Annotated in this window: 12 protein-coding genes; 6 read left to right on the top strand and 6 right to left on the bottom strand. The window is 75.5% G+C overall.

Annotated features, from left to right (window positions below):
• Positions 1 to 14: 14 nt before the first annotated feature.
• Genes AB0N63_RS15555 through sbnA form a run of 3 tightly spaced genes read left to right on the top strand, consistent with a single transcriptional unit; the run spans position 15 to position 3,179 of the window.
• A complete protein-coding gene (locus AB0N63_RS15555) occupies positions 15 to 1,019 on the top strand; it encodes a TauD/TfdA family dioxygenase (RefSeq protein ID WP_365529202.1) in 1,005 nt (334 codons plus the stop codon).
• Positions 1,016 to 2,098, top strand: coding sequence for a 2,3-diaminopropionate biosynthesis protein SbnB (sbnB, locus tag AB0N63_RS15550; protein ID WP_365529199.1), 1,083 nt, complete (start codon positions 1,016 to 1,018; stop codon positions 2,096 to 2,098). Before AB0N63_RS15555 ends, sbnB begins: the two co-directional genes overlap by 4 nt.
• 55 nt (positions 2,099 to 2,153) lie before the next feature.
• Positions 2,154 to 3,179: a 2,3-diaminopropionate biosynthesis protein SbnA gene (gene sbnA, locus AB0N63_RS15545; RefSeq protein WP_365529196.1), complete on the top strand. Its 1,026-nt coding sequence runs from the start codon at positions 2,154 to 2,156 to the stop codon at positions 3,177 to 3,179.
• Between the two features lie 240 nt (positions 3,180 to 3,419).
• Here the strand turns inward: sbnA and AB0N63_RS15540 are convergent, their stop codons facing one another.
• The gene (locus AB0N63_RS15540) at positions 3,420 to 4,490 is read right to left on the bottom strand and encodes a zinc-dependent alcohol dehydrogenase family protein (RefSeq protein WP_365529193.1); all 1,071 of its coding nucleotides are present in this window, start codon (positions 4,488 to 4,490) and stop codon (positions 3,420 to 3,422) included.
• Between the two features lie 257 nt (positions 4,491 to 4,747).
• Here AB0N63_RS15540 and AB0N63_RS15535 point away from each other — a divergent pair, with 257 nt between their 5' ends.
• Positions 4,748 to 5,149, top strand: coding sequence for an STAS domain-containing protein (locus AB0N63_RS15535; RefSeq protein ID WP_365529192.1), 402 nt, complete (start codon positions 4,748 to 4,750; stop codon positions 5,147 to 5,149).
• 190 nt (positions 5,150 to 5,339) lie between these two features.
• On the opposite strand, the gene AB0N63_RS15530 is transcribed toward AB0N63_RS15535, so the two are convergent.
• The 5 genes from AB0N63_RS15530 to AB0N63_RS15510 all read right to left on the bottom strand — a co-directional run bounded on the left by AB0N63_RS15530 (position 5,340) and on the right by AB0N63_RS15510 (position 14,555).
• The gene (locus AB0N63_RS15530) at positions 5,340 to 5,768 is read right to left on the bottom strand and encodes a cold shock domain-containing protein (RefSeq protein WP_365529189.1); all 429 of its coding nucleotides are present in this window, start codon (positions 5,766 to 5,768) and stop codon (positions 5,340 to 5,342) included.
• 290 nt (positions 5,769 to 6,058) lie between these two features.
• Positions 6,059 to 10,978, bottom strand: coding sequence for an AAA family ATPase (locus tag AB0N63_RS15525; protein WP_365529186.1), 4,920 nt, complete (start codon positions 10,976 to 10,978; stop codon positions 6,059 to 6,061).
• A 20-nt stretch (positions 10,979 to 10,998) separates the two neighbouring features.
• Positions 10,999 to 11,883 (bottom strand): hypothetical protein, encoded by an 885-nt coding sequence (locus AB0N63_RS15520; RefSeq protein WP_365529183.1) that lies wholly within the window; start codon positions 11,881 to 11,883, stop codon positions 10,999 to 11,001.
• A 135-nt stretch (positions 11,884 to 12,018) separates the two neighbouring features.
• Entirely contained in the window at positions 12,019 to 13,356 is a 1,338-nt protein-coding gene (locus AB0N63_RS15515) for an HEXXH motif-containing putative peptide modification protein (RefSeq protein WP_365529180.1), read from the bottom strand.
• Entirely contained in the window at positions 13,353 to 14,555 is a 1,203-nt protein-coding gene (locus tag AB0N63_RS15510; protein ID WP_365529177.1) for an FxsB family cyclophane-forming radical SAM/SPASM peptide maturase, read from the bottom strand. The genes AB0N63_RS15515 and AB0N63_RS15510 overlap by 4 nt, the downstream gene beginning before the upstream one ends.
• 344 nt (positions 14,556 to 14,899) lie before the next feature.
• Here AB0N63_RS15510 and AB0N63_RS15505 point away from each other — a divergent pair, with 344 nt between their 5' ends.
• Positions 14,900 to 15,109 (top strand): hypothetical protein, encoded by a 210-nt coding sequence (locus tag AB0N63_RS15505; protein WP_365529174.1) that lies wholly within the window; start codon positions 14,900 to 14,902, stop codon positions 15,107 to 15,109.
• A gap of 42 nt (positions 15,110 to 15,151) precedes the next feature.
• Positions 15,152 to 18,838 carry an FxSxx-COOH system tetratricopeptide repeat protein gene (fxsT, locus tag AB0N63_RS15500; protein ID WP_365529171.1) on the top strand — a complete coding sequence of 1,229 codons (3,687 nt, stop codon included), beginning with the start codon at positions 15,152 to 15,154 and terminating at the stop codon, positions 18,836 to 18,838.
• Positions 18,839 to 18,853: the final 15 nt, after the last annotated feature.

The raw sequence follows: 18,853 nt of genomic DNA, 5'->3' as shown, positions 1-18,853 counted from the left end.
GAAAGGAAACGCACATGTCGTTCTCGTCCCCGGCGTCCCTGCTGGAGGTGGAGCTGCACCCGGACCGGCCGCCGGTCCTGCGTGTGGAGCAGCCGCTCGATGTGACCGGCTGGGCGGCGCAGTACCGCGAGGCGGTCCGGGCGCAGGTCGCCGAGCACGGCGCGCTGCTGGTGCGCGGCCTCGGGCTGCGCGAGCCGGACCAGGTGCGGGCCGTCTTCACCGCGCTGACCGGTGAACTCATGGCGGAGCGGGAGGCGTTCGCGCCGCGGACCTCCTACGGCGCGGGCCTGTACTCCTCCACCACCTGGCCGGACAACCAGCCGATGTGCATGCACCACGAGCTGAGCTACGTGCAGCGGGTGCCGGGTCTGATGCTGTTCGCGTGCCTCACCGCGCCCGCGCAGGGCGGGGCGACCGCGGTGGCGGACGCGGAGGAGGTGCTGCGCGCGCTGCCCACCGCCCTGTCCGAGCGCTTCGAGCGCGAGGGCTGGCTGCTCACCCGCAGTTACAACGACGAGATCGGGGCCTCGCTGTCCGAGTCGTTCGGCACCGAGGACCGTGAGACGGTGGAGAACTACTGCCGCGCTCACGCCATCGACTTCGAGTGGCAGCCGGACGGGTCGCTGCGCACCCGGCAGCGCCGCAGCGCGGTGGTGCGGCACCCGGTCACCGGCCGCCGCTGCTGGTTCAACCAGATCGCGTTCCTCAACGAGTGGACGCTGGCGCCGGAGGTGCGCGAGTACCTGGTGGACGAGTACGGCCCGGACGGGCTGCCGTTCAACACCCGCTACGGCGACGGCGGCCCGATCGACGAGGACGTCGTGCGCACCCTCAACGCCACCTACGAGGACCACACCCGGCGTGAGCCCTGGCAGGACGGAGACCTCATGCTCGTCGACAACATCCGCACCGCGCACAGCCGAGAGGCCTTCACCGGGAAGCGCGAGGTGCTGGTCGCCATGGCCGAGCCCTGGCACCCGGCCGGTGGCCGCCCGAGCCCGGAGGGGAGCCGGCGATGACCTCCGTGACCTCCCCCGCCGCCGGCGCCGCCCCCGCCGGCCACCCGCACCGGGTGCCGTCCTTCGCGGTGATCCCCGGCGCCCAGGTGAACCGGGCGCTCGAGGGCCGCGAGAAGGAGATCGTGGACCTGGTCGAGGCCACCTACCGGCTGCACGGCGCGGGCGAGACGGTGAACCCGCCGTCGTACTTCCTGCGCTTCCCGGACCGGCCCACCTCCCGGATCATCGCGCTGCCGGCGTCGGTCGGCGGCCCGGTGGGCGTGGACGGCCTGAAGTGGATCTCCAGCTTCCCGGAGAACGTGGCGGCCGGGCTGCCGCGAGCCTCAGCGGTGCTGATCCTCAACGACCACGAGACCGGCTACCCGTTCGCCTGCCTGGAGAGCTCCATCATCAGCGCCTCCCGGACGGCGGCGTCGGCGGCGCTGGCCGCGGACCGGCTCAGTCGCGGCCGGACCCGCCCCACCCGGGTCGGGTTCTTCGGCACCGGCCTGATCGCCCGCTACATCCACACGTATCTCGCCGCCACCGGCTGGGACTTCGACCGGACCGGGGTGTACGACCTGTCCGCCGACAGCGCGGCCGGCTTCAGCGGCTACCTCCGGCAGTCGGACTCGGCCGGGCGGCGCACGGACGTCACCGTCCACGACAGTCCTGAGGAGCTGATCCGCTCCAGCGATCTGGTGGTCTTCGCGACCGTCGCGGGCGAACCGCACGTCACCGACCCGGGCTGGTTCGACCACCGTCCGCTGGTCCTGCACGTGTCGCTGCGCGACCTCGCGCCCGAGGTGCTGCTCGCCTCGGCCAACTTCGTCGACGACGTCGAGCACTGCCTGAAGGCGAACACGTCGCCGCACCTCGCCGAACAGCTCACCGGCGGCCGGGACTTCCTGGACGGCACCCTCGACGACGTCCTGTCGGGCCGGGTGCAGGCGCCGGCCGACCGGACCGTGATCTTCTCCCCTTTCGGCCTCGGCGTGCTCGACCTCGCCGTCGGCAGTTACGTCCACGACGAGGTGGCCCGGGCCGGAGAACTGCGCGTCATCGACGACTTCTTCCACGAACTGCGGCGGTACGGCTGATCCTCCTTCCGGCTGATCATCCGCTATCTCGGCCCGAGCGCGTCAGGAGGCCAGCGTGCCCGTCATCTCCGCCCCCCACGCCTTCAACGAAGGCCAGCTCTATGTCGATCTGCGGCCGATATTCGGGCGCTCGCTCTTCCTGAAGTGCGAGGGCTTCAACTTCGCGGGCTCGATCAAGCTGAAGGCCGCGATCGAGATGGTGGAGGCCGCCGAACGCGACGGACTGCTCACGGAGGACTCGATCCTGGTCGAGTCCTCCTCCGGCAACCTCGGCGTCGCGCTCAGCATGATCGCGGCCAGCAAGGGCTACCGGTTCCTGTGCGTCACGGACTCCCGCTGCAACCTGTCCACCAGACTGCTCATGGAAGCGCTCGGCAGCGAGGTCCAGATCATCGCCGACCTGGACGCCAACGGCGGCTTCCTCGGCGCCCGCATCGACTACGTGCGCGCGCTGTGCGCCTCCGACGACCGGTACGTGTGGCTCAGTCAGTACACCAACCCGGGCAACTGGGGCGCGCACTACCGCAAGACCGCACCGGAGATAGCCGAGCAGTTCCCGCGGCTCGACGTGCTGTTCGTGGGAGCGGGCACCACCGGCACCCTGATGGGGTGCGCCCGCTGGTTCCGAGAGTGGCACCGGCCGGTGCGGATCGTGGCGGTGGACACCGTCGGCTCGGTGGCATTCGGCGGCGAACCGGGCCGCCGGATGATCCCCGGGCTCGGGATGAGCATGCGTCCGCCGCTGCTCGACGAGTCCTACGTCGACGAGGTCATCCGGGTGGAGGAGGCGGACACCATCCGCGCCTGTCACCGGCTGGCCCGGCGCGGCTTCCTGTTCGGCGGCTCCACCGGAACCGTGGTCAGCGGCGCCATGAAGTGGCTCGCCGAGCACGACGCACGCGATCTGACCGCGGTGGCCATCGCCCCCGACCTCGGCGAACGCTACCTGGACACCATCTACCAGTCGACCTGGCTCGAGGACCTGTACGGCGTCGAGGTGCTCAAGTCCCTGGAGGAATCCAAGGGTTCGCGCGGCGCGGAACGGGTCGCCGGTGCGCCCGACCGCCGGCAGGAGCCGTAGACCGTCGGACGGGTACGGGCTCGCCGCGGTCCCGGGGAGCCCGTACCCGTCCGGGGTGGCGTGGCCGTCCGGGGTGGCGTGGCCGTCCGGCGTGTCCGGGTCGAACCGGGGCGCGCCGTCCCTGGCCTCCAGGCCGGTCGGTCCGCACTGGCCGAGGTCCAGGGTGCCGCCCATGGCGCCGAGGTGGACGCCCTCGCCGGCGGTGCCGCCCCGGGCGGACTCCGGGTCGCTCCGTTCGGGTCAGGTCATGGCGACGGGGACCACCTCGCGCTGCGGTCCGCCAAGGACGACCTTGAGCGCGCCCGTCTCGGCGGCGTGCCCGAAGACGTCGTACGCCTCCTGCATGCGCTCCAGCGGGAAGGTGTGCGTGATCAGCTGCGAGGTGGGCAGCCGTCCGGCGGCGGCCATCTTCAGCAGGGTGGGTGTGGAGTGGGTGTCGACCAGGCCGGTGGTGATGGTCACGTCCTTGATCCACAGGTCTTCGAGGTGCAGCGTCGCGGGTCTGCCGTGCACGCCCACGTTGGCCACGTGGCCGCCGGGGCGCACCATGCGGGTGCACATCTCGAAGGTCTCCGGGAGGCCCACCGCCTCCACCACCACGTCCGCGCCGAGCCCGCCGGTGAGGTCCGCGACCAGTTGCTCGGGGGCCTCGCGGGCGTCGGCCACCGCCTCGGCGCCGAGCGCGCGGGCGGCCTCCAGCCGGGCCGGGGCCACGTCCACGGCGATGATCCGCTCGGGGGCGAACAGATGGGCGGTGGCGATCACGGCGAGACCGATGGGGCCGGCCCCGACCACGGCCACGGTGTCCCCGGGCCGTACCCGCCCGTTGAGTACGCCCACCTCGTAGGCGGTGGGGAAGATGTCGGCCAGCAGGACCGCGTCCTCGCTGGGGACCGCGGCGGGCAGCGCGTGCACGGACAGGTCGGCGAAGGGCACGCGGACGTACTCCGCCTGGGTGCCGTCGATCAGATGGCCGAGGATCCAGCCCCCGCCGCCGAGACACTGGCCGTACACGGCCTCGCGGCAGTAGCGGCACCGGCCGCAGGCGGTGACGCACGAGACCAGGACGCGGTCCCCGGGCCGTACGGTGCGCACGTCGGCGCCGACCTCGACGACCTCGCCGACGGCCTCGTGGCCCAGTACGGTGCCGGGGCGCACCTCGGGCACGTCGCCCTTGAGGATGTGCAGGTCGGTGCCGCAGACGGTGACGGTGTCCACCCGCACGACGGCGTCGGTCGGGTCCTTGATGTCCGGGTCGGGCACGTCCTCCCAGGCGGACTGCCCGGGGCCGTGGAAGACATAGGCTTTCATGCCGGTCCTCACCCTCTCTTCTCGGGCTCTTCTCGGGCGGATGCCGGGGGCCGGACGGCACGCGGCCGGGGCGGGCCGCCCGAGGGGGCGTGGGGCCCCTCGGTCCCCTCTTGTCCTCGGTTCCATCTTGTCCGCTGACCGGAGGTTCCGCTCGGGCCGGACGGCGGCCGGTCCCGGGCCCTCGGGCCCGGGAGTACGGTCCGGCCGGGGCCGAACGGCCCTACCACCCGCCCCGCCCGCCGGGCTTTCCTTGCGGTATGTCCACGAGCCAGACCCGGCCCCTGACCGGTCATATCGAGCACACGGTCGGCGGGGCGACCGTCGTGACGCTGAGCGGCGACGTCGGCTTCGCCACCCGGCTGTGCCTCGGCGGTCGCCTGGACGCGCTGAGCGCGGGCCCCCGCCCCGACCTGGTGCTCGACCTGCGCGCCGTGCCGTTCATCGACTGCGCCGGGCTGGGCCTGCTGTGCCGGGTGCGCAACCGGGTCACGGCGCGTGGCGGCCGGCTGCGTCTGGTGAGCGACAGCGCGTCGTTCCGGCGGATCCTGCGCCGGACGGGTCTGGCGGGCGTCTTCCAGGTGCTGCCGGAGTTCACCGGGGCGCCGGCCGGCCGGGCGGCGCGCGAGGGCCGCCCGGCGGTTCCGGCCGTCCAGGCCTGACCGGTCCGCCCGGCGGACTCCGGGCCTACGGGTCCGGCCGGTCCCGCTCGGCCGCACCCACCCGTCCCGCCCCCGGTCGGCGGGGCCGGGACCGGACCGGGTGAGCCGGTACGCCGGCTCCCGGTGAGTGGTCCCGAAGCCAGGACGAGAAGTGGTCCGGAGCCGTCACGGAGCGGGGCTTCCGTCTCCGTCAGCCCTCGATCCAGCCGCGCTTCGTCGCGAACTCCAGCAGCGCGGACCGCACTTGGAGGACCTGACTGCCCGTCAGTGTGGGCGCGGAGGACAGCAGGATCTCCGTCACCTCCGCGACGAACTCGTCGTGGCGGAGCACATCGCACATTCCGTCGTCGCCCGCGGCCCGCGTGGCCGCGACGGCGGAAGCGGTCGCCGGGGGCGTCACCGGGCTGCCGTCGGCCTTCGTGGCGAGCCGCACCGACGACGCCTTCGGACCGCGGTCCCCCTCCTCGATCTCGAACTCCACCACGACCCCGGAGCGGACGTAGGACTCCGGGATCAGCATGTCGTTCACATGGAGGAAGACGTCCTCCCCACCGTGATCGGGCGCGATGAACCCGTAACCCCGCGCGCTGTCGAACCGGACCACCTTGCCAGTGACCACACCACACCCCCAGCACCATCCCCGGGCGACCTGCCCGGGCCAACTGGGGCAAGGGTAGTACGGCGCCGTCCCGGCCGGAGCCCCTCCCGGCCCGGCACGCGCCTCACCCCCGCAGCAGCGCGGCCGGTTCCCGCTGGTGCGGGAAGGACCCGGGGACGTGGCCGCACCAGGGCTCCTCCGCGTACGGCTCGCCGGACCGGACGTCACCGCCTCCTGCGTCCGGTGCCGCCCCGGGCCGCGGCCCGGTCCACGCGCTCCGGCGCGCAGTGGTCGCGCCGACGCGCGCGCTCTCAACTGCCGGTGTGCGGCGGCCCTGCGGGGAGCGGCCCCCCGGCGGGCGGAGCGCCTGTGCCAAGGGCCGGGTTCCAGGTGAGGCAGGCCGTGCCCGCCGCGTGGGCGACGACGAAGCCCGCGGGGCAGGCGGCGAGCGCGCACACGGCCGCGGGCAGGTGGTACGTGGCCGGCAGCCGCGTACCGTCCGCCGGGTCCCAGGCGAGGACGCGGCAGTCGGCGCCACCGCCGAGGACCACGGCCCGGCCGTCCGGCAGCCGGGCCGTCGCGAGGGCGGTCACCGGGAGCCGTGGGCCGTTCAGTCGCCTCACCGCCGCCGGCCGGCCGAGGTCCCACAGCCGGGTCTCGCCGGTGGCCTCCCCCGACACGGCGACGGTCCGCCCGTCGGGCAGGGCGGCGGCGGTGATCGCGTCGACGCGTCCCCCCGCCCGGGTCAGGGCCGCGGTCTCCTCTCCGGTGTGCGCGTCCCACAGCAGCAGGGCGCCGGCGTCGTCCCCGCTGACGACCGTCCCGGGGGTGCCGGGTACGACGGCGAGGGCGAGGATACGGGCGCCGTCGTGGCCCGCGAAGACCGCCACGCGGCGGGCCGTCGCCGGGTCCCAGACCGTCGCCGTGCCCTCGTCGCCGCCCGCGACGACGACCGGGCGCCCGTCGGTGAGCTGCCCGGTCGCCATGGCCCGGAGGCGTCCCGTCCCCGAGTCCCAGGTCCGCAGCAGCCTTCCGCCGGCCAGGTCCCACACCCGCAGCCGGCCGTCCCGGCTGCCGGTGGCCGCGACACGGCCGGCCCCCGGCAGTTCGGCGGTGGCGACGGCCCGCACCAGCAGCGGCCGTCCGGGGTCCAGCAGCCGGCGCACGATCCGGCCGCCGGCGAGGTCCCGCACCTCGGCCGTCCGCTCCCCGCCGACGGCCACGAGCAACCCGCCCGTGCCGCGCGGCACATCGCGGCCCTGCCGAGCCCCGCCGCCCGCTGCGCCCTCGCCGTCCCGCGCTCCCCCGACGGACACGGCGCCGCCGTCGTGCGCCGCGTTCCCGGCATCCGCAGCACAGCCGGCACCCGGCTCACACGTGCCGCGGGCCGCGCCCTCCAGGACCGGCGCACACGTATCGCTCAGCGCGCCGCTGCCACCGGCCACACCTCCCGCCCGCACAGCGTGGCCAGCCGACACACCGGGGTCGTCCGCCGCGTCCCGCTCCACTGCCCCGCCAGTCGGCCCACCCCTCGCACCCCCGACACCCCCGCCCCCACCGCCATCGGACGCACCCGCACCCCCACCCTCCGGCGCGACCGCGAGCGCCGTGACCGGTTCGTCGTGGGCGGTGTCCGGCGTGTCCGGGCCGGAGGACGTGACGTCCCAGACCACGGCGCGTCCGTCCGCGCCGCCGCTGACCGCGACCACCCGCTCGCCGAGGCGGCCCACGGCCACGTCGTGCACGCCGTCGGCGTGGGCGGCGAAGTCGTGGGTGTGCCCGCCGGAGGCCAGGTCCCACACGGCGACCCGGCCGTCGGCGCAGCCCGTGACCGCCACGCCCGTCCCCGTACCCTCGGCGAGCGCCGCCCGGGTGATCACCCCCTGCTGTTCGTCCAGGTCGTGCAGCAGGTCCCCGGTGTCCAGGTCCCACACGGCCACGCGGCCCGACCGGTCCCCGCTGACCGCCAGACACCGGTCGCCGACCCGGCCGGCGGCCACCGCGGTCACCCAGTCCGTGTGCCGGCGCAGCGCGTGCACGGGCGCTCCGTCGGCCAGGTCCCACACGCGCACGGCGCCGTCCCGGTCGCCGGTCACCGCGAGGTCGGCGCCGTCGCCGCGGCGGACGACGGCGGCGGCACGGACGAAGTCCCCGTGCGGGCCGAGGGTGTGCAGCCGGCGGCCGGTGCGCAGGTCCCACACCATGGCCGTGTACTCGTCGCCGGCGGCGAGCACCACCGCTTCCCCGCCGGTCAGTTCGGCCGCCGCCAGGGTCCGTACGACCACCGCGGGGCTGTCCTCCTCGTGCAGCAGCCGCCCTTCCTCCACGTCCCAGACGAGGAACTCCTTGCCCTTCCCGGCGGTGACGGCGCGCGCGCCGTCCGGCAGGGCGAGTGCGGTGAGCAGGCCGACCGGCCGGGCCCCGGGGTCCACGACGGAGTGGATCAGGGCGCCGGTGCGCAGGTCGTGCACGCTGATCCCGCCGCCGTCGCCGCCGGAGACCAGGACGCTCCGGCCGTCGGACAACCGGACCGGGGCGAGCGCGCGGACCGGTCCGGCGGACAGGGCGGGCGGGTCGGGGACGCGCGGGCCGGGCAGGAGGGTCGGGCCGTGGGCCTGCGGGCCGGGCAGGGCGGCCGGATCATGGGTCTGCGGGCCGGGCGGTTCGTGGCCCTGGAGAGCGGGCAGCGGCTGGCCGCGCAGGGCGTCGAAGCGGCGCACCCGGCCGTCGTCCGCGACGGTGACCACGAGGTCCGTTCCGCCGTCGCCCGGGGCCGTGGAGGTCAGTGCGACCCGCGTGACGTGGCCGCCGTGCGGTGCCAGGGTGTGCAGCCGGGCCGGGGAGGCGGTCCGGCTGACGGCCCAGCGCGGCCGGGCGAGCGCCTCGGGCCCGGCGCCGAGGGACGCGGCGAGGTCGGGGCGGCGCCACACGGCCGCGTCGAGGTCCAGCAGGTCGCGCCGTACGGCCGGGTCGTGGCGGCGCGGGTCGTGCGCGGTGCTGTGCCGGTACACGTCGGCGTGTGCGCGTGCACGGGGGTCGCGGGCGCGGTGCAGGTGCCGGGTGAGGCGGTCCGGGTCGGCGTGCAGCAGGTAGCGTGGGTCGGCGATGAGCCGGTCCAGGTCCGCCCGGCCGGACTCGGCCGCGTGGTCGGCGAGGTGGCGCAGCAGATAGGGGTCGGCGTCCGTCCAGTCGCGTGTCCCGCCGGTGGCCGGGACCTGTGCCAGGAGCGCCCGCAGTACGTCGCCGGCGTCCGCCCGGGGTGCGAGGTGCTCGGCCAGGGCGCGGTGGAAGAAGCGGTAGAGCCTGCGGTCGCCGTCGGCGGTGACGCGCAGGTAGAACCGGCCGCGCCGCAGCGCCTGCCGGGTGTCCTCGGGCGTGGGCGCCAGCGGGCCGCGGGGCGCGCCGGGGGCGAGGGCGAGCGCCACGGCGTGGATCGCCGCCAGGGGCATGCCGGGGCCGGCCGCTCGTGCCACGGCGCTCAGCACGGGGCCGGTCCAGGGGTCCTCGGCGAGCAGGGTGCGCAGGTTCAGGTCGAGCATGCCGGGCAGGTCGGCGGGCAGGTCGGCGAGGACGCGCCCGGCGGTCGGCGGGGTGCCGGCGGCGGCCAGGGCGCGCACATGGGAGCCGTAGAGGAAGGCGGTCAGGAACGCGCCGTGTTCCAGGGAGTACGCCAGGCGCCGGCCCAGCGTCCGCGCGACCTCGGAGGGGTAGCCGGGGCCGAGCATGCGGTCGAGGTAGGCGGCCAGATCACGGGCGAGGACGTCCGGGCGCTCGGTGTCGAGGTCGATGCGGTCCCGCGGCCGGCCGGCCAGGGCCGTGTGCAGGGCGGGCAGGGTGTCGGGCCACAGCCGGGTGCCGATGAGCACCCGGCAGCCGGGCGCCCGGTCCTCGGGGGTGCGGCCGGCCAGTGGGAGCAGCACCTGCCGCAGCAGTTCCTCGGGGTCGGCGGCCTCGTCCAGGGCGTCCACGGCGACGGTCACCGGGCCGCGCGCGCCGAGGACGTCCAGCAGCCGGTCCGCGGTGACCTCGGTCGGTGCGGGCCCGGTGGCCGGATCGCCGTGCGTCTGCCGGTGGAGGGAGGCCACGACCTGCCGTGTGGTCAGGCCGCTGGCGTGCACGGCGACGAAGTCGGGGTTCTCGCGGGGGCGGAAGCCGTCCACGGCCATCTCCGTGCGCAGCGCGGCGAACTTCGGGTGGACCGCGCAGACGGCGGCGCCGAGCAGCGCGGACTTCCCGGCGCCGGGGCTGCCGGTCACCACCAGCAGTCGGCCGGCGTCGCCGGCGGGGTCGTCGAGCCAGTGCCGCAGGTGCGCCAACTGCCTGGCGCGGCCGCGGAAGAAGGAGGTTCCGGCGTGGCCGGTGCCGGTGGCGCGGGTGACGAAGTGGAAGGCGTCGAGCCGGGGGTCGAGCGCGGCGGCGAAGTCCAGCAGTCCGGAGTCGTAGGCGGCCCACAGGCGTTCGGCGCGGCTCGCCCCGTGCCAGGGGTTGGGCAGGATGGGTGCGGGCGGCAGCGCGGCCTCGTCGTGCGGGGTGCGGACGACGTCCTGTTTGGGTTCGCCCCGTTCGCGGTCCGCCCGGGCCAGCGCGGCGTCGATCTCCCGGGCGAGCAGGTCGACCGGGACGTGGGCGTACTCGGGCGGGACGACCAGTTCGCGCCGGGCGATGCGGTCCAGGACGCCGGCGGCGGCCGTGCTGAACCGGGCGCCGTAGGTGATGGCGCGGGTGTCGCAGGCCGCGACGACCCAGGTCCTGCGGTCCGTGACGCCGAGCAGCCGCGCGGTGAGCTGGGGACGCAGCGCGGCGCCCGCGTGGCACACGTCCAGCAGGAACAGCACCGGTCCGCCGTCGCCCTGACGGACGTCCTTGAGCAGCGCCTCCACCTCGACGGCGGTGGCGCGGATGCGGCTCCGCGCCGGGTCGGTGCCGGCCACGGCGAGGTAGAGGTCGTCCTCGACGAGGAGGCCGTGACCGCAGAAGTGGAGGATCAGGGGGTCTCGGCCGGCCCGTTCACGCGCGGTGCGCCAGGCCGTGTCCCACTCCAGGCGGGTCGGGTCGGTCAGCACGGGGCCCACCTGCGCCCCGGCCGCCGCCAGCGCCCGGGCCACCTCGGCGACGGCGTCGGCGACCCGGGGCAGGGAGCGCAGCGCGACGGCGCCGGCGGCCCGCTCCTCCTCGGTGAGGGTGCGCTCCGGGAAGGTCCCGGCGCCCGCCACGAGCGCGTGCAACGTCACTGGCCGGCTTCCTCCCGTCCTCAGGAGCCGTCGAGGTACGGGGCGAGCGCGGCGGCCGTGAGTCCGTCGGCGAGGTAGCCGCCGAGGGTGTGCGGGTCGAACAGGCCGATGTCGGTGGTGTGGTGCCGGTCGACGGGGAACGCCCCGCCGAGCCGCGGCGGGATCGCCACGAGGTCGCCGAGGTCGGCGATGTTGGTCCAGTGCCGTACGCCCGGCGGGCGGGAGCCGCGTCCGGCCACGGGCTCGGGGTCCAGTTTGCGCAGCATCGCGGGAAGGCCGAGGGGCGAGCCGAGGGTCAGCAGCAGGTCCAGTTCGAGGTCGGGGTGGGCGTGCAGGGTCTCGTACGCCACGACGCTGCCCAGCGAGTGGGCCACGACGACGCGGGCGCCGCTGTCGCGGATGGCGTCGGCGACGGTCTGCCGGATCAGGGTGCGGCGGCCCGGGCGCGAGGTGTAGGAGTCCAGGTCCCGGACGGTGGCGACGACCAGCCGTGAGAGCAGTTCGGTCAGTCGCTGCCGGGCACCGGGCGGGGAGTCGGGGGCCCGCTGCGCGACCAGACGGCCGAGCGTCCAGCGCAGGGGGGCGAGGAACGCGGCCTGGGAGTCGTCGGGTTCGCGGGCGCCGGCCGCGCGCAGCCACTCCAGCGCCTCGGCCGTCTGCGCGGGCGTCAGGTCCTCCAGGACGTCCTCGCCGGCGGACTGTGCGTCCGACCGGAACCCGTCGGTGAGTTGGTGCGCATAGTAGGCCATGACCAGGGGAGGTACGGCGACGTGGGTCAGGTGTGCGGCGTCCAGGCCCTGGCGCAGCCGCTTCGCGGCGTCGTCGGCCTTGTGCCGGGCCGCTTCCCGCGGGGGCACTCCCTGTTCCTCGTTCCAGATGCCGTGCACCAGAACCACAGTGCCCATCCCACCACCCCCATGGCCGAGCCGCTGTGCGTGTCCCCTACCCGGTCCGTGCCCGTCCGACGCGCCGCGGGTCACCCGCGACAGCCGCTCACACGTGTCACACTCTCGCAAGAACTGACGGCCCGTCAATGCCGCTCAGCGGACGGGGTCGTCGTCGGCCAGGTGCCGCTCGCGGCGTCGCCCGGCCGCCCGGTGCCGCTCCCGGTGTTCCGCGGCCTGGCGGTCCGCCTCGCGTACGGCGCTCGCCGGCAACGGCGCTGCGTTCAGGTCCGCCAGGGCGTGCGCCATCCCGGTGACGAACCGGCGGCCGGTCGGCGTCAGCCGGTCGGCGCCGTCGGTGAGGATTACGTCGGCGGCCCGCGCGGCGGCCCCGCGCCAGCGCGCGCACCGCACCTGTGCCCGGTACCGCTCCCCGGGGTCGCGTTCCGCGGCCGCCTCCACGGCCCAGAACCGGGCCACGGACAGGAAGGCGTAGGTGCCGTGCAGCAGGCCGGGCAGTGGTCTGGGGTCCTCACGCCAGGGCGCGTAGTGCAGGCGCGGCGGCTCGTCCGGGCCGGCCGGGGCCAGCAGGTCGACCAGGTGCATCACGGCCAGCAGCTTGCTGTGCTGCATCTCGTGCACCAGGGTCTCGGCGAAGGCGCGGGCGCGGGCGGGGCGGCTCAGGGCGACGCCGCCGAACATCTCCGCCGAGCTTCCGCTGTGGTGGGTGCCGTCGTCCACGGGCACCGGCATCAGCGACCGCAGCCCGGCGGCCAGTTCGCCGGCGTGTCCGGCATGCCGGGCGCGCAGCAGCCGCAGCGCGAAGGCGGCCCCCGTCCGCCAGGACCGCACTTCGGCGGCGGACAGCCGGGCGGGGGCGGGGCCGTCCGTGGTGTCGGCGTCGTCCAGGACCACTCCCCAGGCGGCCACGGGGCGCAGCGGCCACCAGCCGGGGCGCTCGCGGTACAGCTCGGCGGGCGGCGGCAGCCGCAGGCGCGTGCCGTCGTCGTACTCCAGGTCCCGGCCGCGCAGCCGTACGACGCCGTCCCGGCCGGGGCCGGGCAGCGGCACCGTTCCGACGCCGGGCAGCACGGCGCCCGGCCCGGTGGCGCGGAAGGCGACCGGGAGGTCGAGTCCGGCGGCGAGGGCGGCCGCCGCGGCGACGGACGCCAGCGGCAGCGCGGCGCCCTGGCCGGGCCGCTCCAGCGCCCGCCAGGTGGTCACCAGCCGGGGTCCCGCCGAGGGGTGGGCGAGCACCCGGCGGGTGGCCGCGGGCGCGGTGCGCCGGGCCTCGGCGAGCACGCCGAACAGCTGCCGCACATGGGCCTGTGTCGCCCCGCCGTGCTCCCGCGCCCGGTCCAGCACCGCCCGTAGGAGCAGCAGCCGGCGGCCGTACTCGGCGTCCGCGAGCAGCCGGACCGCCGGCGCACCGCCCCCGCCCCGGGCCAGCGCCTCGAAGACCGGGTCGCTCAGGCGGTAGGGGCGCAGGGTCACGGGCAGGCCTCCTCCGGCACCGGTGAGAGGCGGCGCAGCCGTGCGGTGTCCGCGGCCACCCGGCGGTGCACGTGCCGGATGAGCGAGGCGAGGTCGGGGCAGTAGACGCTGGGGTTGCGAAAGCCGGTGCCGTCGGCGCGGTAGCGGTGGACGTAGTGGCCGCCGCCGCACACCGGCAGCAGCGCGCAGGCCCGGCACACAGCGCTCAGGGCCGCCGCCCCCGACTGGCGGGCCCGGACGTCGGGGTGGGCGAGCGCCCGGTCGAAGGAGTCGCGGGCGACGTGCAGGCCGGTGCGGGTGGCGCCGGCACGGGTCACCCGCAGGGTGTCGTCCAGGGCTATGGAGCCGTCGGTCTCCACGACGACGTACCGGACGGGTTCCAGGCCCAGTCCCTCGGTGCGGGAGCGCCCGCCGAGCACCAGGGAGACCACGTTGTGCAGTACGCGTACGTCCGTCTCGCGCACCGGCGCGGCGTACCACTGCTCGAACACGGCGGCCAGCCAGTCGCCGTACGGTGTGTCGGGCCGGCCGGCGGTCCGGCCCGGCGGCGGAGCGGCCCAGGTGCCCAGCGGGAGCAGGAAGTCGATCATCGGGGGCCGGTAGCTGAGCAGCTCCCGGTAGGTGGCGTGGGGGTCGTTGCGCAGGTCCACCGTGCACAGCAGACCGGCGAACAGCCGCCGGTGGGGGCCGTCGGCGAGCCGCCGGACGGCCGCGGCGACCCGTCCGTGGCTGCCCCCGCCGCCGGGGCGCACCCGGTGCCGGTCGTGGGCGGCGCGATCGCCGTCCAGGCTCACCCCGACGCGTACGTCCAGTTCGCCCAGCGTGTCGAGCCAGGCCTCGTCCAGCCGCCACGCGTTGGTCTGCACACAGGTCTCGACCCGCACCCCCGGGCCCACCGCGCGGGCGATCTCGGTCACCGCGCGGCGCAGCAGCAGGGGTCCGGCGAGCAGCGGCTCGCCGCCGTGCAGCACCACGGTCACGGCGCGCAGTCCGTGGGCGCGGACGTGTTCGGCGATGCGGTCGGCCGTCCAGGTGATGACGGCCGGGGACATCGAGCGGGGCTGGTGCCGCCAGCTCTGGTCGGCGGCCCGGTACATGTAGCAGTAGTCGCACGCCAGATCGCATCTGCTGTGGAACTTGAGGACGAAGGTGTGGAACGGGAATTTCCCGCGACCGGCCGGCGAAGAAGGTTCGGCCACGGCCCGGGAAGAGGGTTCTCGGCTGGCCGGGGAAGAGGGTTTCGCGTCGCTCGGGGAAGAGCATCCGCCGTTTTGCGAGCGAAGGGCCGCCCGCCCGCACTCACCCGTTTCCGCGCCCATGGATCTCCCGTGTGCGAACGTATTCGCGTCCCGTCCGGGCCCGGAGGGTCGCGTGGCGCGCCGCCCGTCACTGAGCGCTCTGCGCGCCGTCGTTGCCAGTAGACTCAGCAGTGTGGCAGCAAGTCGGTTGTTTGGCAGCCGGGTTCACCGGCCAAACCACAACTGTCCGGCAGTCCTCCACACCGTGGCGGATTCTCGACGGAAACGGGATGACGGGGCTCCGTATGGATGATCAGACCGAAGCGCGGAACGTCGTGGAATCGCCATTGGTCGACCTGTCCGAATTTCCCTTTGAGGAAATCGCCGCTCTGCCGGAATCCGCGCTGGTTCTCGCGCTGCGCCGGGTACGGGAGGAAGCCGCCCGCCCGGATGCGCTGTTCCACACCAACTACACCCAGCAGCCCGATCCCCCCGCCCTGCCCGAGGCTGATTAGAGCCACGCGGACGCACCCACCCCGAAGCGAAGCGGAGCCGAGATGTCCGAGGCGGACGGCCGAAACCAGCGCCCCCGCGTGACGGTGTTCTGTTCCACGGCGGAGAACATCGGCCAGACCACGACCCTGCTGAACACCGCCGTGCTGCTGGCCCGTTCCGGCCGCCGGGTGCTGGTGCTGGACGCGCGCAACGCGGACGCCCGCACCCGGTACTACGTCCGGTCCGTCACGCCCGGCCCCGCCCTGCTCGCCGACAGCGAGGGCGGTCCCGCGGTGGAGGAGTGGCATCCGGCCGGCGCCGTCCGGCCCGTCGGCATCGTCACCCTCAAGGGGCACGACGCGCTGCGTGCGCTGCCCGCGCCGGAGGACCCGGCCTTCGGCGCCTACGACGACGTCCTCGTGGACGCCCCGCTGATCCGCACCGACCGGCAGGCCGCCGACCTGGCCCGGCTGCCGTCGGTGCTGGTGATGTGCTTCACCGCGGCCTCCTCCTTCATCGAGTCCGCCGTCCTGCTGGCCCAGCGGCTGCGCGCCCACGCCGAGCGGCCCTTCGAGGTGCTGGCGCTCGCCCTGCAGACCGACCCGGCCCACGAGGACCAGCTGCGGCTGGCCCGCGACCGGGCCCGCGAGCGCTTCGCCCCGCTCGGCGACGGCCGGCCCGCCCGCTACCTGGAGATCCCCTACCACGCGCTGTCGGAGCGCAGTCCCCGCCTCGGCATGGAGCTGGAGCCCGGCAACGGTTTCGCCGAACGCGTCCGCCCCGCGCTGGAGCGGCTGGCGCAGGCCCTGGACCGGCCCCGCTTCTCCCGGCCCGCCAGGGCGCTGCTGGTCTGCGGTCCCCGGCACGCGGTGTGGGCGGAGTGGATCGAGGACCGGCTGCGCGGCTCCCGCGTCCAGGTGGTCCGCCGCTCCTACGGCGACTGGCCGGTCCAGCCGCCCGGCCCGGACGAGGTGCTGCTGCTCCTGCCGCCGACCGCCCCGGGCCCCGAGGACCGGCAGGCGCTGCGGGAGCTGTCCGACCCCGGGGTGCGGATGGTCCTGGTCGACGACGAGGCGCTGCCCCGCGAGTTCGCCCACCACCAGCGCGTCGATCTGCGCCGGCTGTCCGAACAGCGTGCGGCCGAGCGGCTGCTGCGCGCCCTGGACCTGTCCGCCGGCACGGTCCGTCCGTCCCGCGGCCGCCGCTTCCCGAGCCTGCCCAACAGCACCAACCTCGTCGCCCGCAACGTCGCCTTCGTCGGCCGGGACGCGCTGCTCGACGAGATCCGCGCCGAGGTCGCCGAGCTGGCCCGCGAGCACCGCCCCTGCCTGGTGTCGGGCGCGCCGGGCATCGGCAAGAGCGAGGTGCTGCTGGAGTTCTGCCACCGTTTCGGCGGCTCCTACGACGTGGTGTGGTGGCTGACCGGCGACGACCGCAGCGAGGTCCTGTCCGGTCTCACCGCGCTCGGCGGCGCCCTCGGCGAGCCCACCCGGCAGGACGCCGCCGCGCACGTGCGGGCTCTGCGCTCGCGCGCCGACGCCCTCGGCGAGCGGTGGCTGCTGGTGTGCGACGAGATCGACGACGCGGCGGGCGCGGAGCGGGCCGCCGGGCTGCTACCCGAACCGTCCGAGCACTGCCATGTGCTGATCGGCGCCCGCGCCGCCGCCGAGGAGGCCGGCCGCGGCGCCCTGGAGGTGCCGCCGTTCACCCGGGACGAGAGCGAGGCGCTGCTCACCACGATGGTGCCGGGGCTGACGCCGCTGTCCGCGCGGACCGTCGCCCAGCGGGTCGGGCCGCTGCCGCTGGCGCTGTGGCTGGCCGCCTGCTGGCTGCGGGTGGCCGCCGAGCGGGCGGAGGCGGTCAACCAGTCGGGGCCGCAGGCGCTGCTGACCGCGGTGGACGACTTCAGTCGGGCTTTCGACCCGCGCCGCCAGGCGCACGGTGCGGGTCCGACGCCGAGCGTGGAGGTACTGCTGCAGCTGGCCCGCGCCTCCCTGCTGCGCACCCCGGCGGCCGAGGCGTGGGCGCGGGAGCCGGTGGGCAGCCGGGCGCTGGTGTGGCTGCTGGAGGCGTGCGCCCTGCTCACCGGGGCCGGCGCGGATCTGCGTCTGCTGCACTCCCGGCAGCTGGCGGCGGCGCTGGCCCGTACCGCGCCGGACCCGTCCGGCGGCCGGCCCGGCGATCCGACCGCGCCGGTGCGCTCCGGCGACCAGCTGCTGATCGACGCCTCGCTGTGGGCGATGAACCGGCACGGTCTGCTGGACTTCGACTTCGCCCGTCCCGACCAGCCCGTCCGCCAGCACCGGGTGCTGCGGGACCTGATCGTCGCGGAGATGAGCGGCGCCGACCGGGCCGACCGGGAGGAGGAACTGCGGGCCGCGATCGGCGACACCCTGCTGGTGACCGACCAGGACCGGCCGGCGCCCGCCCCGCAGACGATCGTGCGCCGCGGCCGGCAGATCGACGCGCTCAGACTCTGGGCGGACCACCGTCCCGAGGTCCGCCAGGCTCTGCTCGGCCATCTGTCCGATCTGATCGTCAGCCAGGAGGAGCAGCACCTCCAGGACGCCCGGCGGCTGGCGGAACTGGCCGAACCGTACTGGGAGCCGGACTCCCTGGAGGGGCTGCGGCTGCGGTCGATGCTGTCGCAGACGCTGCGCCACCTCCAGGTCTACGGGCCGTCCGCTCGGATGGCCCGCAGCGTCCTGCAGAGCTACCGCACCCGGCTCGGCCTCGGCCATCCCCGCGCGCTGCTGGCGGCCGACGGGTACGCGGCGAACCTGCGCACCTTCGGCCGGTTCGGCGACGCCCTGGACGAGGGGCTGCACGCCGCGCGCGCCATGACCCGGCTGCTCGGGCCGCGGCACTGGACCACCGAGCAGATGCGCCGCAATCTCGCCTGGCGCTACGCCGTGCTCGGCAACTACACCGAGGGCCTGCGCATCCTGCGCATCCTCTACGACCACCGGCGCGCCGTCGGCGGGGACGACGACCCGGTGGTGGAGGGCATGGTCCCGAAACTGGCTGAGATGCACCGGCTGCTGGGCCAGAACATCGAGTCCTACCAGTTGCTCAAGAAGGCGCGGGTGCTGGGCGGGGCGCAGCCCCCGATCAGCCGGGTGCCGCTGGTGGTGCAGGCCGAGAACGGGCTGGCGGTGAGCGAGCGCCGGCTCGGCAGCCACGAGCGGGCGCAGGAGCGCGATCTGCGCACCCTGGACATGGCCGCGGCGATGCTGGGCGAGCGCAGCATCGCCGCGCTGCGCTGCCGGTTCAGCCTCGCCGCCGACCACCATCTGCTCGGCGACCACGACGGCGCCGTGGCGGAGACGGAACGCTGTCTGGAAGGACTGGAGGCGACGCTGGGTCCCGAGCATCCGTACGCCGATCTGTGCCGGGTACGCCTGGGCGTCCATCTGCGCGGCGCCGGACGGCTGCCGCAGGCCCGCGACGTCGGCCGGGCCGCGCAGGAGAACCTGCGCCGGCGGCTCGGCGACCACCACCCCTGGGTGCTCGCGGCCGCCACGTCGGTCGCGAACGCCCTGGTGGAGCTGGACGAGCTGGACGAGGCGGTGCGGTTGGAGGAGTTCGCCCGGCTGGGCTACGACAGGACGGGCTTCGGGCGGCACCCGGACCGGGCCCTGGTGGCGGACAATCTCGCCATGACCCGCGCCCGGCGGCTGGGCGCCCCGCCCACCGGCGAGGAGCCCCGGCAGCGCGCGGACATCGATCTCGAACTGCCCGATCTGTGAAGCGGGCCGCGGCAC

Source organism: Streptomyces sp. NPDC093260 (assembly GCF_040683715.1).
In the GTDB taxonomy this organism is placed as follows: Bacteria; Actinomycetota; Actinomycetes; order Streptomycetales; family Streptomycetaceae; genus Streptomyces; species Streptomyces sennicomposti.
This window is presented reverse-complemented; position numbering and strand designations above follow the sequence as displayed.

Bases quoted from the DNA above. Each gene is read 5' to 3' on its own strand.
- AB0N63_RS15520 (WP_365529183.1), bottom strand. From the start codon at position 11,883: ATGGGCACTGTGGTTCTGGTGCACGGCATCTGGAACGAGGAACAGGGA.
- sbnB (WP_365529199.1), top strand. From the start codon at position 1,016: ATGACCTCCGTGACCTCCCCCGCCGCCGGCGCCGCCCCCGCCGGCCAC.
- AB0N63_RS15505 (WP_365529174.1), top strand. From the start codon at position 14,900: ATGGATGATCAGACCGAAGCGCGGAACGTCGTGGAATCGCCATTGGTC.
- fxsT (WP_365529171.1), top strand. From the start codon at position 15,152: ATGTCCGAGGCGGACGGCCGAAACCAGCGCCCCCGCGTGACGGTGTTC.
- AB0N63_RS15540 (WP_365529193.1), bottom strand. From the start codon at position 4,490: ATGAAAGCCTATGTCTTCCACGGCCCCGGGCAGTCCGCCTGGGAGGAC.
- AB0N63_RS15555 (WP_365529202.1), top strand. From the start codon at position 15: ATGTCGTTCTCGTCCCCGGCGTCCCTGCTGGAGGTGGAGCTGCACCCG.
- AB0N63_RS15535 (WP_365529192.1), top strand. From the start codon at position 4,748: ATGTCCACGAGCCAGACCCGGCCCCTGACCGGTCATATCGAGCACACG.